Source organism: Streptococcus parasanguinis (assembly GCF_047465465.1).
Lineage (GTDB): Bacteria > Bacillota > Bacilli > Lactobacillales > Streptococcaceae > Streptococcus > Streptococcus parasanguinis_AI.
Window position 1 is genome coordinate 587,866 of the sequence record NZ_JASGZU010000001.1, and the last position, 15,880, is coordinate 603,745.

16 protein-coding genes and 1 pseudogene are annotated in these 15,880 nt (G+C 42.0%); all 17 read right to left on the reverse strand.

Annotated elements, in window-relative coordinates; all coding sequences use genetic code 11:
- Positions 1-8 precede the first annotated feature (8 nt).
- The 17 genes and pseudogenes from QM351_RS02980 to lepA all read right to left on the reverse strand — a co-directional run bounded on the left by QM351_RS02980 (position 9) and on the right by lepA (position 15,815).
- Positions 9-857 carry a DegV family protein gene (locus QM351_RS02980; RefSeq protein ID WP_009731098.1) on the reverse strand — a complete coding sequence of 283 codons (849 nt, stop codon included), beginning with the start codon at positions 855-857 and terminating at the stop codon, positions 9-11.
- 3 nt (positions 858-860) lie between these two features.
- On the reverse strand, positions 861-1,235 hold the full coding sequence (locus QM351_RS02985) for a DUF1149 family protein (protein ID WP_009731099.1): 375 nt from the start codon (positions 1,233-1,235) through the stop codon (positions 861-863).
- Between the two features lie 224 nt (positions 1,236-1,459).
- Complete coding sequence (locus tag QM351_RS02990; protein ID WP_049493031.1) at positions 1,460-1,897, reverse strand: hypothetical protein; 438 nt, start codon at positions 1,895-1,897, stop codon at positions 1,460-1,462.
- Between the two features lie 129 nt (positions 1,898-2,026).
- Positions 2,027-4,003 (reverse strand): fructose-specific PTS transporter subunit EIIC, encoded by a 1,977-nt coding sequence (locus tag QM351_RS02995; protein WP_414326478.1) that lies wholly within the window; start codon positions 4,001-4,003, stop codon positions 2,027-2,029.
- Positions 4,000-4,911, reverse strand: coding sequence for a 1-phosphofructokinase (pfkB, locus tag QM351_RS03000; RefSeq protein ID WP_414326480.1), 912 nt, complete (start codon positions 4,909-4,911; stop codon positions 4,000-4,002). The genes QM351_RS02995 and pfkB overlap by 4 nt, the downstream gene beginning before the upstream one ends.
- Positions 4,908-5,651: a DeoR/GlpR family DNA-binding transcription regulator gene (locus tag QM351_RS03005; RefSeq protein WP_003001800.1), complete on the reverse strand. Its 744-nt coding sequence runs from the start codon at positions 5,649-5,651 to the stop codon at positions 4,908-4,910. Before QM351_RS03005 ends, pfkB begins: the two co-directional genes overlap by 4 nt.
- A 229-nt stretch (positions 5,652-5,880) precedes the next feature.
- On the reverse strand, positions 5,881-8,202 hold the full coding sequence (locus tag QM351_RS03010) for a CAP domain-containing protein (RefSeq protein ID WP_343093256.1): 2,322 nt from the start codon (positions 8,200-8,202) through the stop codon (positions 5,881-5,883).
- Positions 8,203-8,617: 415 nt separating this feature from the next.
- Positions 8,618-9,334, reverse strand: a complete 717-nt coding sequence (trmD, locus tag QM351_RS03015; RefSeq protein ID WP_049493041.1) for a tRNA (guanosine(37)-N1)-methyltransferase TrmD — start codon at positions 9,332-9,334, stop codon at positions 8,618-8,620.
- Positions 9,324-9,842, reverse strand: a complete 519-nt coding sequence (rimM, locus tag QM351_RS03020) for a ribosome maturation factor RimM (protein ID WP_195423283.1) — start codon at positions 9,840-9,842, stop codon at positions 9,324-9,326. Before rimM ends, trmD begins: the two co-directional genes overlap by 11 nt.
- A gap of 36 nt (positions 9,843-9,878) precedes the next feature.
- Positions 9,879-10,662: pseudogene (locus QM351_RS03025) on the reverse strand (alpha/beta fold hydrolase).
- Between the two features lie 75 nt (positions 10,663-10,737).
- Positions 10,738-11,070 carry a MazG nucleotide pyrophosphohydrolase domain-containing protein gene (locus QM351_RS03030; protein WP_013903651.1) on the reverse strand — a complete coding sequence of 111 codons (333 nt, stop codon included), beginning with the start codon at positions 11,068-11,070 and terminating at the stop codon, positions 10,738-10,740.
- A gap of 42 nt (positions 11,071-11,112) precedes the next feature.
- Positions 11,113-11,352 carry an RNA-binding protein KphA gene (kphA, locus tag QM351_RS03035; protein ID WP_003001620.1) on the reverse strand — a complete coding sequence of 80 codons (240 nt, stop codon included), beginning with the start codon at positions 11,350-11,352 and terminating at the stop codon, positions 11,113-11,115.
- A gap of 19 nt (positions 11,353-11,371) precedes the next feature.
- A complete protein-coding gene (gene rpsP / locus QM351_RS03040; RefSeq protein WP_006596292.1) occupies positions 11,372-11,644 on the reverse strand; it encodes a 30S ribosomal protein S16 in 273 nt (90 codons plus the stop codon).
- 123 nt (positions 11,645-11,767) lie between these two features.
- Positions 11,768-12,457 (reverse strand): YjjG family noncanonical pyrimidine nucleotidase, encoded by a 690-nt coding sequence (locus tag QM351_RS03045; RefSeq protein WP_125826943.1) that lies wholly within the window; start codon positions 12,455-12,457, stop codon positions 11,768-11,770.
- Positions 12,457-12,951, reverse strand: coding sequence for a YkgJ family cysteine cluster protein (locus QM351_RS03050; protein ID WP_003001664.1), 495 nt, complete (start codon positions 12,949-12,951; stop codon positions 12,457-12,459). The genes QM351_RS03045 and QM351_RS03050 overlap by 1 nt, the downstream gene beginning before the upstream one ends.
- Before the next feature lie 84 nt (positions 12,952-13,035).
- Positions 13,036-13,680 carry a hypothetical protein gene (locus QM351_RS03055; RefSeq protein WP_414326484.1) on the reverse strand — a complete coding sequence of 215 codons (645 nt, stop codon included), beginning with the start codon at positions 13,678-13,680 and terminating at the stop codon, positions 13,036-13,038.
- A gap of 308 nt (positions 13,681-13,988) precedes the next feature.
- Positions 13,989-15,815 carry a translation elongation factor 4 gene (gene lepA, locus QM351_RS03060; RefSeq protein WP_009731117.1) on the reverse strand — a complete coding sequence of 609 codons (1,827 nt, stop codon included), beginning with the start codon at positions 15,813-15,815 and terminating at the stop codon, positions 13,989-13,991.
- Positions 15,816-15,880 lie beyond the last annotated feature (65 nt).

Consider the following 15,880-nt stretch of genomic DNA (forward strand, 5'->3'; position numbering starts at 1 on the left):
AATTCTCCTTAAACGATAGGGATATACCCAACTGCTAAGCTATGGTCACCTAAGTGCGTCCCAATCACGCCTCCAAAGGTAGCAAAAGGAATTTCTCCCTCTACCCCTTCAGCCACCAACATCTGACGAAGCGCTTCGGCTTTTTCAGGTACATTAGCATGGATGATAAAGACTTGGTAATGACCTCCGGTGAGTCCTTCATCAACGATTTCCACCAAGCGTTTCATGGCTTTCTTTTCCGTACGGACTTTTTCAAAAACTTCGATGACACCTTGGTCATTAAAGTGAAGGATCGGCTTGATACTCAAGAGATTGCCAATGATGGCAGCGCCATTTGACAGGCGTCCCCCCTTGACCAAGTGATTCAAATCATCGACCATAATATAGGCAGTGGTCCCATCAATCTGGTGTTGGACATTGGCCACAATCTCATCAAACAAACGACCTTCACCAGCCCATTTCAAGCAATCTTCTACCATCATTCCTAATGGAGCGCTAGTGATTTTTGAGTCAGGAAATTCGACGGTCAAGCCTTCAAATTCATCCTTCAAATATTGGATATTTTGGTAGAATCCAGAGATGCCTGATGACAAGAAGAGACCAAGAGCATGCGTATAACCTTTAGCTGTCAAACCAGATAAGAGTTCTTCTAACGCTGCCACACTCGGTTGGCTAGTCTTTGGTAATTCCTTAGACGCAGCCATCTTTTGATAGAACTCGTCGTGTGTCAGATTCTTCCCTTCCACATAGGATTCTCCATCGATATAGATCGGAATGTCTAAAATAAATAAGTCGTCGTGATGGAGAAGGTGCTGCGGTAAATAGGCAGACGAATCTGTAATCACTGCTAATTTCATTGATTAAAACTCCAAATTAATACCCGGTAAATCAAGGGCAATTTCTGTAACTTCATAAGTCAAACGGTTGAGCATATCCAAGCAAGGACGAGCCAATTCTTCCACTTCATCTTTGCTGAATTCGCTTGGTTCATTGACATAACGACCAAACAAGTGGTTAATTTGAGTGATAGTTCCACTGATCACAAAACCGTCAAATACAATCATGTAGCTCAAAATCACAATCAAAGACGTTGTGTTTTGTTGTTGATCACGATTGATTAATTGAAAGTTTACATCTACTTTTGTTTCGGGAATGCCATTTTCTTTTTCCCACTCAAAATTACGAGCGTCATAGTGGTATTGGCTGACAAATTCTTTTTCACGTTGAATATCCATTTTTATTCTCCTAAAAATATGCGTTATGCTTATTATACCATAATTCGGCTCAAGATACCAATGTAGAATGAGGTGAATTTTTCGCTAGTACAAGAAGAAAAGTCCGGGGAAGTCTGGCCATTTTTTAGATAGAGGATAACTATTTCTGATCAATTATTAACTTTTTTGGCTTATGATCCTTTTGTCATGCTCGAAAAAACAAGATAAAGGCTTTTGAATGACGATTAGTCATAATAATACCAACCGCCATCCCTATAAATTCTTACCGGTTGCATCTCATAAATTCCAAATTCCTTTGGTGTGCTGTTAGCATTATCTAAAGAAAAACCAACCATGAATTTCGTTTGTTTATTCTGATTCACCTTTCCTCTCAGTGTTAACATATAGCCACCACCATGAGGTGTCCCATTGCCTACCTGACCAACTTCCATACTATCCCAATCAAACTGGACACTATCAACTTTCGGGCTCATCGATTTTACAAAATCGGCCATATCTTTTTCGTGTTCCTTTAAATAAGCTAGTTGCTTCTTTCTAGCGCTAAGTTGCTTACTTGGGTGCGTGTCATTTGAAAAGATATTTTGTTTTTGACTAGCGATAATCACACCTCCTGCTAATACAGAAGTGATTGCTAAAAGAATGACCAATTTCCCTTTTTTCATGATCCGTCCTCCTTGAAAAGGAAAAGTTATAATAATTGTATCGAAATCTATAGAGATAAGCAACTTCATCACTAGTTGGTGTTTTTACGCAACAAAAAAGGTTGGGAATGCCCAACCTTTTAGTTATGTTTAATTTTTAGGTTTGCGAAGCAATCCGAACAAGATACCACTTACGACTGCACCGATCAATACGAACAAGATGTAAAGAAGTGGATTTGATGTAAGGGCGATTACGAAGATTCCTCCGTGAGGAGCCATCAATTTCAAGCCTGCAAGACCAACAAGGGCACCTGTCAAAGATGAACCTACGATGAAGCTTGGAATCGCACGCGCTGGGTCAGCTGCACCAAATGGAATGGCACCTTCTGTGATGAAGGAAAGACCCATAACAATGTTAGTCAAACCAGAATCGCGTTCTTCTTTAGTAAATTTATCTTTGAACAAGACTGTAGCTACGAATACTGCCAATGGAGGAACCATACCAGCTGCCATAACGGCTGCCATAACGGTTGAACCACCGCCAGAAAGAGCTGAAGCTGTCAACGTACCTGTACCAAATACATAAGCTGCTTTGTTAACTGGTCCACCCATATCGACAGCCATCATACCACCGACAAGAAGACCAAGAAGAACTGCTGAACTTCCTCCAAGATTTGTAAGGAAAGTATTCATTCCAGTATTAATTGCTGACACTGGAATGTTCAATACAAACATAATTGCTGCGGTAAGTCCAATACCAAGCAATGGCAAGAGAAGAATTGAACGGATACCGTCTAGTGAACGTGGAAGGCCTGCAAGAACCTTACGAAGAACAAGAATCACTCCACCTGCAAGGAAACCACCAACCAAGGCTCCAAGGAAACCGGAACTTTGCGCGGCAGGAATAGTTGCTTTAGTAACTCCGTATGCAACATTTCCAAGGGCTGCACCACTATCAGCAATAGCACCAGCTACAAAACCAGCAACCAAACCTGGTTTTTCTGCAATAGAGAATCCAATAAATCCAGCTAGAATTGGCAACATGAAACCAAAGGCAGCTTTACCGGCAGTCATGAAGTAAGCAGCAGGCTGGTTATAAGAACCAAGTTGTTTCAAAGACTCAAGGTCAGTTGGCACACCCATGATTTGGTCGATCAAGAAGGCAAGGGCGATCAAGATCCCACCACCGATAACGAATGGAAGCATTTGAGAAACCCCACTCATCAAGTGTTTGTAGAAGGCTCCACCCAAGCTCAATTTTTCTTGGCTAGCGCTAGCTTCTGCCGCATTTTCTGCGTGGAAGACATCTGCTTTGCCATCCAAGATGGTTTGGATCAATTCTTCTGTTTGACGGATACCGGCTGCAACTGGTTTAGAGATCAATTTTTTGCCATCGAAACGAGCTGTTTCAACTGCCTTATCTGCCGCAATGATAACCCCTTCAGCTTTGGCGATTTCTTCAGCTGTCAAGCGGTTACCGACACCAGATGCCCCGTTGGTTTCAACCCGGACCGTAACACCCATTTCTTCACCTTTTTTGATGAGGGCTTCTTCTGCCATGTAAGTGTGAGCGATACCAGTTGTACATGCTGTAACAGCAACGATCAACGGTTTGTCAGATGAAGCTGCTTCTTTGACCGCTTCTGCTTTTTTCGCTTCTTCAGCGGCAGCTTCTTGCTCTTCTGCATCAAAGGCTGCGATCACTTGATCAGGAGTGCTTGCTTGGCGAAGTTTGTCCGCAAATCCTGGTTTCATCAAGTACTTAGACAATTCAGCAAGGGCTGCCAAGTGAGTGTCGTTTGCTCCTTCTGGAGCTGCGATCATGAAGAACAAATCAGTCGGTTGCCCATCAAGTGATGCGTAATCAACACCTTTGTTTGATTTTGCAAACAAGACCGTTGCTTCTTTGACAGCTTCATTTTTGCTGTGAGGCATAGCAATCCCATCACCCAAACCAGTTGAAGTTTGTGCTTCACGGTTCATGATACCAGTTTTAAAAGTTTCAAAATCTGTCACCACACCATTGTCAACGAGCGATTGGACCATTTCATTGATCACGCCCTCTTTATCTGTTGCTTGAAGATCAAACAACATCACGTTTTTATTTAAAACGTCTTGAATTTTCATAGTTTTTCTACCTCTACTTTTTCATAAGTTTCTTTAATATAGTCCGCTGTCGCCAAATCATCTGAGAAGGTGGTCGCTGTTCCACAAGCCACGCCCCATTTGAAGGCTTCGATGACATCTCCTGTCGTTGCGAGCTTCCCAGTGAAGCCTGCTACCATTGAGTCGCCAGCTCCGACTGAATTCTTCACTTGCCCTTTGATTGGTTTTGCGAAGTAAGTGCCACTTGGACTGACAAGGAGAGCACCATCACCCGCCATGGAAATAATGACGTTTTGAGCTCCTTTGGCCAAGATTTCTTTGGCATAGCGTTCGATTTCTGGCAATTCCGTCAAGGTCACGCCAAAAATAGCTCCCAACTCATGGTTGTTTGGTTTAACCAATTGCGGATTAAACTCCAAGGAATCAATCAAGGTTTGCCCTTCAAAGTCGCAAACGACTTGTGCACCTGTCGCACGAGTTGCTGCGATCAATTCTTTGTAAACAGCATTTCCAAGTGAAGATGGGGCAGACCCTGCAAAGACTACCACATCATCTGCTGTTAAGCTTGATAGGATGCTAAGCAATTCTTGCAACTGCGCTTCCGTTACTTCTGGGCCGTTCCCATTGATCTCCGTTTCCTCATCGGCTTTGATCTTGACATTGATCCGGGTATCTTGGTCCACTGTCACAAAGTTGGTGGAAATGGCTTCGCTAGTCAGTACGTTTTCAATGAAGCGTCCTGTGAAACCACCGATAAATCCAGTCGCTGTGTTTTCGATATCGAGACGCTTCAAGACACGACTGACATTGATTCCCTTACCACCGGCAAATTTATCTTCCGAAGCCATCCGGTTGACCGCCCCGGTCTCTACATGATCGAGACGAACAATATAGTCAATCGCTGGATTCAGTGTTACTGTATAAATCAAACCTCTATAACCTCCGTTTTTTCTTTTAAAACCTTTAATCGTTGCGGTTCACATTGATTGGTGATAATCATGGCTCGCTTGATCGGAGCCACTTTGACAAAAGACGTCACCCCAATTTTCGAATCATCCGCTAGGATATAAGTTTTTTTTGCATTTTCGATAATCGCACGCTTGACAGATCCTTCTTCCAGGTCTGGAGTGCTGTAAAATTCATCATCGATTCCATTCATTCCAAGAAAGGCCTTGTCAAAATTCAACTGACCGATTTGATTGAGCGCGATCCCTCCGATACTAGCATCTGTAGAAGATTTTACCTTCCCACCGATGATGACCGTCGGAACATTTCGCTCGACCAACTTGGTCGCATGGTGAATCGAATTGGTCACCACAGTTACCGTTGGATTGACAATTTCTTGTACCAAGAGTTCATTGGTCGTCCCAGCATCGATAAAGATGACATCATGATCTTTGATCAACTCCGCCGCTTTTACCGCAATTTTTGATTTAACTTGAATGTTTTTGATAGATTTTTCTTTATTGCTTTCTTCCTCTTGAAGAAAATGCAGGCTTTCCGCACCGCCGTGAACCCGACGAAGTTTGCTTTCAGCTTCTAGCTCATCCAAGTCACGTCGAACGGTTGATTCAGACGTTCCCAGCTCTTGCACAAGAGTTTCTAAGGAAACAAACTTTTCCTTTAATACCTTTTCGAGGATAAATTGTTTTCGTTCAGACTTGAGCATTTCTCCTCCTTTTGCAATCGATTACAAAAACCATTATACTCTTTCTTTAAAAAATGTCAACAATTTTTATCATTTTCTATCACTTTCTTTCAAAAATTCAAAAAAAGTACAAAAAAAGAGCCGGAAAGAACTCATTTTGTTAAAAGAGTTCTTGTCCCACCCTCATAAATTTTCTCTAAAGATTTTAAGCAATAAAGTGTATATGCATCCACTCTATTCTCAGTATGTCTTAATCATTATTTGAAGATTGTTTCTTTTTCTTGAAACCAAACAATCCGGCAAGTAGCCCAACGACTACACCTGTTGTTGCTACTGCATATTTGGAAGAATCTGCACTTGCCACAGCTTGGCTGTTTTCTTTTTTGGGTTTGATTTCTTCTACTTTGGCTTCTTGTTTTGGAGCTGGAGTAGCTTTTGGTGCTTGCACTTGCGGACTATTGGTACTTGTTGGAAGAACTGTTGGTCTATCCGAAAAAGTGGTTGGATTGCTTGAGCGGATATCCATTGGCATATCTGCTGCTTCTAAAATAGCTGGATCCATTCGTGACGCAAGATCTTCATATTGAGAATTCAATAGTTCCACGACACTGTGATAAGATTGAAGAGTAGTGAATTCGGCTTCTAATTTTTCTTTTTTATTTTCTAAATTAGCCACCGCAGCTGATAAAACGGATTGGGCTTTGACCAATAATTCTGGAGCATTTTTAAAGTCAGAAAGACGTTTTTCAGCAGCAACCAAGCGTTCTTGCGCCGCCTTCAAGCCCTCATGCGCTTCTTGAACGACTTGGGCTTTTTCTGCTTCTTCTGCTTTTAAAAGATCTAATTTCTCACGCGCAGCTGCTAACAAATCTTTCGCTTTTTGAAGCGCTGCTTCTTTTGGTTGAATAGCTGCTTCAATCCGACCTCGAGATACATCAAGAGTCGCTTTTGCTTTTTCAACTGCATGATCCTTGCTGACAAGAAGAATTTTGTAGTTTTGGATGGTTTTTTGCACATTGGCCATCTCTACTTCCACATTTGAATTAGTATGGCGGGCATCTTCTAATTTGCCTTGCAAGATAATGATTTGGGACTCTTGATTGGCCTTGTCCAGCTTGAGGTTAGCGACTTCATCAGATTTTGCTTTGACATCTGATCTTGTCGTTGTAGCACCAGCTCCCTGACGCAATTGGTAAGCAAGCGCATTGGTTGACACTGCTGAATTGACCGGGTTATGTAAGAAAGCTGCTTCTGACATGGCATTACTTGGGTCATAAGCCACTGATAAAGCCGTTGCTTTGTTGTCCACCATTTGGAGGTAATGACCAACCTTAGCAAAGGCCTCAGCCCCAATCTTCATATAGATGTCGTTGGCATCGATTTGTGTTTCGTCTGTTGGTAAACCATATTGACCCGCCACTTCTTGGTAAGCCGCTTTTTCATTGTACCAAAAGTCTACTGCACCAGCAGGCGAGAAGCCATAGGCGATGTTTTCGTTTGGCAAATACTTAAACATATGCCAGTTGGCTTTTTTGAAGTATTCCAACTGAACTTGACTGGCAGGAAGGGAATAAGGATCCAGCTCCAATTCAGGCAAACCTGCATTGCGACGATAGCTATTAATGGCATCTGCGATTTCAAGAGCCCGAAGGTTGGCTTGCAAGGATCCAGACTCTCCAACTGTTAAGCCGTCTTCTTCACGACCACGCTTGTAGAGGGCTAAAGCGCTTGCTGCAGCTTCATTGCCATTGTCAGCCAAGTGTTGCAAGTAGCCTTCGTAGGTTGCTTGGCTCAGTTGAACTGGGCTATTAGCCGCTGCTTGTTCCAAGGCTGCCAACTCCGCTTCTTTTGTCGCAATGACCGCCTTTAAGTCTGTGAGTCGCGTTTGGGCGAGTTGAATATCACTCTCAATTTGAGCGACTGTGTCAGCCCCATTCTGCTGACTCGCTTGCAAGGTCGCGAGATAACTCTGAGATTCTCGAATACTTTGCTCGACTTGGCTTTGCTCCAACAAGGCCTGGTTTAGCACATTCTCATCATTTGAAATCGGTGCTTTGGCTTGATTTAATTCATTTTGTGCTACGTCAACCAAAGATTCTTGAGCTGTGACCTGGTTTTCTTGTTGACGAACAGCCTCTACGACTTGGTCATGTGCAGCTTCTGCTTCTCGAACCTTATTTTCTTCGATGGTCACATAGGCTTGCGCCACCTTGACATCATTTTCTGCGTTCTGAACTTGTGCATTTGAAGTCGTTGCGATGAGGTTTTCTGCCTCCGTCACTTCAGCTTTCTTTTCTTCCAACTCTTGACCAGCCGCCCTGACATCCGTCTGAGCATCGATCACTTTTTGCTCTTGGTAGTGGACATCTTTCACCACTTGCCCTTTTTGAGCAGTTATTTGCTTCAACTCATCAACTGTAATTGGTTTTTCGACTACTTCCGTACTATTGGTTTCTGGATTTTCATTTTGTTTGACCTCTTCAGCATTTGCCTTATGATGAAACATTCCAGATAGGACCGTTGTCGCAGCAACTCCCGTCGTGAAAACCGATTTTCCTAATTTCTTCCCCATTAAACTCACCCCCAAAACTGAATCATTTCTTGAAGTTTCTCTACCCCTTAGCATACCACATTTTGTTACCAATAACTAGTAGATTTAAAAAGTTTTTTTCATAAATTTTTGGAGCAAAAGAAAAACAGCTGACGCTGTTATAGAATGTAGACAAACTATTTTAAAGTAAAATAAGTTAAATGATTCTGTAAAAAAATTAAAATGAGTTCCAATTTTAATATCGATTCAGAGGAATACCGAAACTTTCCGCTGTGAGAAAAGTGCCTGAAACAATAACGTTTCAGGCACTCGGAATTATTGAGACCTTAGGCTCAATAATTAGTCATGGAACTTCGTAGAAGTTCGCTGACGTCCGTACTCACCTAAGGAAAGTTTTTAATATGACTTTGTCTTCAATCTGAAACAGCTGACGCTGTTAGTCTTCTTGTTTAATTTGTTCCAACATCTTCACTTCTTCTGCTGTCAATTCATAGTTTTCTAGCAGGTCTGGACGACGCTCCAAGGTCTTTTTCAAACTCTGATAGAGGCGCCATTGACGAATATTTTCATGATGACCACTCATGAGAACATCAGGAACTGTCATTCCTCTGTATTCATAAGGCCGTGTGTATTGAGGGTATTCTAGAAGGCCAGAAGAGAAACTGTCATCCTGGTGACTGGACTCTTTTCCGATCACTTCTGGAATCAAGCGAACTGTCGCATCAATCATGGTCATAGCCGCTAGTTCACCACCCGTCAGGACATAATCGCCAAGAGAAATCTCATCTGTCACCAGGGTCTTGATCCGCTCATCGTAGCCCTCATAGTGACCGCAGATAAAGATCAATTCATCTTCTTGAGCTAATTCTTCTGCATAACTTTGATCAAAGGTCCTACCAGCAGGATCCAGTAAGATCACGCGCGGATTCTTTTTCTCAATGGCATCAAAGGCATCGAAAATCGGCTGAGCACGTAAGAGCATACCTTGCCCCCCACCATAGGGTTCATCGTCCACATGCCGCGCCTTCTCCGCGTTTTCACGGAAATTATGGTAGTTGATCTCGAGAAGTCCTTTTTCACGCGCCTTTCCGACAATCGAGTGCTCCAAAGGCGAAAACATCTCTGGAAAGAGGGTTAAAATATCAATCTTCATCGTCTAACCCTTCTAAGATGTCTACATCCACCCGGTTCGCTGGGATATCAATATTGAGGACCACTGGTGGGATATAAGGCAAGAGAAGGTCTCGTTTGCCTTTGCGTTTCACCACCCAGACATCATTGGCACCTGGTTGAAGAATCTCCTTGATCTGACCGATCAGTTGGTCATTTTCGTAAACATCAAGGCCGATGATCTCATGGTAATAAAACTCGCCATCCTCCAAATCCGTCAAGTCTTCTTCCGCAACCTTGAGGATAAAGCCTTTGAATTTCTCGATGGCATTGATATGGTACATATCCTTAAACTTGATGATGTCGAAATTCTTGTGCTTGCGATGGCTAGCAATGGTCACCGTTTGGACAAAACGATCCTTCTCATCAAAGAGAGCCAACTCAGCTCCTTTTTTAAAACGCTCTTCCGCAAAGTCTGTCACGGACAAGACCCGCATCTCACCTTGCAAGCCTTGGGTATTGACAATTTTCCCAACGTTAAAATAATTCATTTTATTCTTTACATCCCTCTTTTAATTAATTTATCTCTACAGTTCTCTAATAAGAGCTGCAATTTTTTCCGATTCTGACCACTGTAGATAGTGGTGGTTTCCACCTAGAATGAGTTTTGTATTAGAATTCCAATATTCTGAATCTCTGTACTCTTTTTCTCTGTACGCCTGACAAAATACGAAAACAGGAATATTATCTGCTAAGGACAAACTATCAAAATCTTCAGCGGTAATAGTTACAGATATCTGAAATCCAGGAACTTGCTTTTCCAATTCTAAGCCCTTTTCTTCCATCAATTCCCAAATCAGTCTATCAGTTTCAGGTTCAAATGTTGCTTGAGTTAGTCCCTTAAAATAATTTTTCCGGACCACATTCTTCAATCATTCTCATTTGCTCTTCCATTTCTGGATAAGGATTTTTTGAAAAATCAGCAAACATTATATTTTTTGTTGTTGGTTCAATTGCTATCAAAGCTTGACACTTAATTGGTTTACTCATTAACTTTAAAGCCAAAACACCACTTAAACTATGAACACAAAGTATATAATTGGAAATTTCCAATCCCTTCAGGATTTCAAATACCGCTTCAACAAGATTATCCAAATTAAGTCCTGTTTGACTATGAATCGGACTCCTACCTGTATTCGGAAAATCAATCGTTAAGTAACCTATTGAGGAAGGAAGTTTCTCAAGTATTGGTAGGAAATTTTCATAACTTGGTATCAAACCAGTACCATTTAAACAAACTAGTACTTTATTTCTCTTTTTATAAGTAATAGAGAGACAACCAATCTTTGTAGTTACTTCAAATCGGTTCATATCAAAATAACTCTTTCTAAACAACAATTCACTTAACATTCTTAGGTTTTATTTTATCACGTTCAAGGGATTTTCTCAAATGCTCTTTTTTGCTAAAAAACCTTCCAAATCTTGTTCATGCTGATACTTGATGGCTGCCTTCTTGTCTTTTTCAAAAATGGTCTTCGTTAGGTCGATGTGGTTAATAGCTGCAATTGCTACTGTGTAGTGAATGATATCTGCCAACTCCTTTGCCAATTCCTCGTTTGAATCTTGGACACCCTCTTTTCTACCTGAACGTCCATTTAAAACCTCAGCGACTTCTCCAACTTCTTCCACTAGTTTGATAAAAAGTCCTTCTTCTGTTCTAGATTGTTGGTAATGATCAAGTAAGTATTCCTCTAGTTGTCTAACTGTTAAATCTCTCATTCCTTCTCCTTGCAAAAAAAGCGAGACCCTGTCCCGCTTTTCTTATTTTTCGTCAATAACGATTCTTACTTTTTTATCTTCAGTTGGGACAGAGTAGACAATCGTTCTTATCGCAGAAATGGTGCGACCTTTTCGACCGATTACACGACCAACATCGCTAGGATCAAGGTCAAGATGGTACTCCAAAAATTCAGGAGTATCTTCGATCTTGATGGTTAAAGCATCCGGTTGTGAAATCAAGGGTTTCACAATTGCAATAATGAGATTTTCAATCGTATCCATACATCAACCTACTTTATGATTATTTTGAGAATTTAGAATCGTGGAATTTCTTCAAGACACCTTCTTTTGAAAGGATGTTGCGAACTGTATCTGAAGGTTGAGCTCCATCAGCCAACCATGCAAGAACGCGGTCTTCTTTCAAAGTAACTTGGTTTTCTTCAACAAGTGGATTGTATGTTCCAACTGTTTCGATGAAACGTCCATCACGTGGTGAACGTGAATCTGCAACGTTGATACGGTAGTAAGGTTTTTTCTTAGAACCCATACGAGTCAAACGAATTTTAACTGCCATTTTTATATGTCTCTTTTCTATATTTTAATTTTCGGTGAAATAGACAAGCTATTTAGCACATGATCTATTATAACACATTTCATCAACCTGTCAAGAAAAAAACTTGACACTCTTAAAAATTTTTTATTTAAGCAGGAAATCGGCGATTTCTTGATAGGTGCTAACGGTATAAGTCGGTACTACCAGGCTGGTATTTTCCTTACGATCAGGATTATACCAGACGGTATCAATCCCCGAAGCATTTCCTCCTGCGATATCCGCCGTCAAGGAATCTCCGATCATGAGTGTCTCTTCCTTGCTAAAACCTGGAATCAGTTGGCCAACTTTGTCAAAAAATGCAGGTTCTGGTTTCTGAGTATGAAGCTGCTCAGAGATAAAGACCTCTTTGAAATAAGGTGCGATTGTAGAATGAGCCAAGCGTCCTTCTTGAATGGCGGTCACTCCATTCGTTGCACCATAGAGCTGGTAACCCGCTTTTTCAAGTCGGGCCAGTAAGTCCTCCGCACCGGGGAAAGACTGCCCTTGAAGACTGATGTAATCTTGGTAGCGAAGAGCCATCTCAGCCCCATCAACCGTGATCCCAAAGTGGGCAAACCCAATCGCAAATCGACTATCCACGAGCTCTTGCTTGGTCAACTTCTTTTGTTCCAAATCCTTCCAGAGACCTTGGTTCATGGGTTTGTAGTAATCCTTAAAGGCCTGTACATCTGGAAAATTCATGTCTTCTAACATCTGCGTCAAGGCTGTTTCTTCAGCAGATTCAAAGTCCAGCAAGGTATGGTCCAAATCAAAAAGTAAAAATGTATATGCCATTACAAACGATCCTTCAATTTTTCTACAAATAAATAAGCCGCTGGGCAAGTGAGGGTATTCTTGATGGTCAGATGGTTGATCTGATAAATCTTCTTGCGATCTGTGTGAGGGAATTCCCGACAAGCTTTTGGGCGTACATCATAAATGGAACAGAGATTGTCCCCACCAAGAAAGGGGCAAGGCATGGATTTAAAAACCTTGTCCCCATCTTCGTCAACTTGAAGAAATTCTGCCTCAAAGGCAGGAAGCTTCATCTTGAAATATTTGGCGATCCGTGTGATATCGGCTTCCTTAAAATCGGGCCCTAAGGTTTTGCAGCAATTGGCACAAGCCGTACAGTCGATTTCTTGGAAAACTTCATCGTGGATTTCTTGCGCTATTTTATCTAAATTCTTAGGTGGTTTCTTCTTGAGATTCGCCAATACCTTGCGGTGCTCCTTTTGCTTTTGGAGAGCTAACTGATGGTATTTTTCAATATCAATTTCCTGTGTCATCCTCTATTTCCTCTTCTAAACAATAGAAAGATTATACCACAAAGACTCTAAAAAAAGATAGATCCTGAGATCTATCTCACTTGATTAATCCGTTACAGCGCCTGTTCCATCTAGGCTCCATGTGTCTTCAATGTATGGGATAAAGGTTTTCAAGGTTTCTGCATCCCCTTCAAAAGAAATGGTATAAACTTTTTCACCCTTCTGGAAGACCCAGGTAATCAGGTATTGACCAGATTTCATGATAATTTGAAGCTGGTAAGCGTCCAGACCTGCGACTTTAGTCCGCGCTCCCGTCATCTTATCAACATCCTGGTTATCTTGCCACATTACGGCCAGTTTCTTGGCTAAAAATTCTGCATTAAACTCGATATCCGCAGGAACTTTGGCCTTTTCCCGCGTAAAGCTATTCAAGGTGACAATATTATAGCCGCTCCCATCCGTATACTGGACAGCTTCTGTCCCATCGATATCCGTGAACTTGAACCATTTACTTGGAATATCGATGTATCCATAATCTGAATTTCCAATCCGCTTGGTTTCTTGACTGGAAGTGGTTTTCTTTGTAGAAGCAGTATCCTTTGACGAAGAGCTGCTTGTTTGCTTTTCGACTTTGCTGCTACTTTCTTTTGTAGAAGAAGTTGCTGTGTCCTTTTGAGTGATGTGACTACAAGCCATTAGTGTGCAGGTAGAAAGAATCGTCAGTGATGCGGTCAATAATTTGTGTTTCATGCTCAACCTCCTTGAGAACGTTTTCCTTCCCCTAGTCTACCATAAATACAGGTATTTTAAAATAGGATACGTGTCACATCTGATCGAACCTTTCAAATTCAGTTCATTTCTTTTAAACCTAAAACAAAAGGCTGGGACAAAAGTCCTAGCCTTTTAATTGTTTTTGGATTGTCGAGCAAGACGCAGTGGTTGAGTGGGCTCTACTACGCTGATTTCATCAGCTTTTACAGCCCTACTCAACTGTGCGGAGGTGGGACGACGAAATCGAATTCTAACGAATTACCTATTTCTGTCCCACTCTCTAATTGTTATTCTTCATCCATTGACAATACGGATAAGAAGGCTTCCTGTGGCACTTCTACCGAACCGATGGCTTTCATCCGTTTCTTACCGGCTTTTTGTTTTTCAAGAAGCTTTCGTTTCCGTGAGACATCCCCACCATAACACTTGGCCAAGACGTTCTTCCGAAGGGCCTTGATATCTGTACGGGCCACGATCTTATGACCGATGGCTGCTTGGATGGGCACCTCAAACTGTTGACGAGGGATAATCTTCTTAAGCTTCTCAACGATCAACTTACCACGTTCATAGGCAAAGTCCTTGTGAACGATAAAGCTGAGAGCATCGACGGTATCGCCATTAAGAAGGATATCCATTTTAACCAATTTAGATGGACGGTATTCAGACAACTCATAGTCAAAGCTTGCATAGCCACGAGTAGAGGATTTCAATTTATCAAAGAAATCAAAGACAATTTCCGCCAGTGGGATTTGATAGATGACATTGACCCGATTTTCGTCGATGTAGTCCATGGTCACAAAATCCCCACGTTTGCGTTGGGCCAATTCCATGACAGCTCCGACAAACTCTTGTGGCACCATGATCTGCGCCTTTACATAAGGTTCTTCAATCGAAGCGATCTTGGTTGGATCTGGGAACTCAGATGGGTTAGACACATCTAGTGCTTCGCCATCTGTCAAATTAACCTTGTAGATAACAGACGGTGCTGTCATGATCAAGTCAATATTAAACTCACGCTCTAAGCGCTCTTGGATAACGTCCATATGAAGGAGTCCCAAGAAACCACAACGGAAACCAAAACCAAGGGCTTGAGAAGTTTCCGGTTCAAATTGAAGACTAGCGTCATTCAATTGCAATTTTTCCAAGGCTTCACGAAGATCATTATATTTATTGGATTCGATTGGGTAAAGACCAGCAAAGACCATTGGGTTCATCTGCTTGTACCCATGTAGTGGCTCACTTGCTGGATTGGTCGCTAAGGTCACAGTGTCCCCGACACGGGTATCTGCAACGGTCTTGATAGAGGCCGCAATATAACCAACATCTCCTGTAGCAAGGAAATCACGTCCAACTGCTTTAGGAGTAAAGATCCCAACCTCAGTCACATCAAAGGTTTTTCCATTACTCATGAGCTGGATCTTATCGCCTGGTTTGACCATTCCATTGACAACCCGTACCTGAAGGATCACCCCACGATAGGCGTCATAGACGGAATCAAAGATCAAGGCTTGAAGTGGCGCTTCAACATCACCTGTCGGAGCAGGAACTTTCTCAACGATCTGCTCCAAAATCTCTTCAATCCCAATACCAGCCTTGGCAGAAGCTAGCACTGCCTCGCTAGCATCCAAGCCAATCACATCTTCTACTTCTGTGCGCACACGTTCTGGATCTGCAGCTGGTAGGTCAATTTTGTTAATAACTGGCAGAATCTCCAAATCGTTGTCCAAAGCAAGGTAAACATTGGCTAGTGTCTGGGCTTCAATCCCTTGAGCGGCATCCACTACGAGAATGGCTCCCTCACAGGCAGCAAGTGAACGCGAAACCTCATAAGTAAAGTCCACGTGCCCCGGTGTGTCAATCAAGTGGAAGATATAGGTCTCCCCGTCTTTAGCCGTGTAGTTCAACTCGATGGCATTGAGCTTGATGGTAATCCCACGTTCCCGTTCCAGGTCCATGCTATCTAGGAGTTGGGCTTGCATCTCCCGACTAGACACGGTTTCGGTTTTTTCTAAAATTCGATCGGCCAAGGTTGACTTTCCATGGTCAATATGGGCGATGATCGAGAAGTTCCGAATCTTCTCTTGTCGTTTTTTTAATTCTTCAAAATTTGGCATAATCATCTTCCTAGTAAATTTAATCGTACTCTTCATTATAACAAAAAAGATAGGCCTTTGCCTAT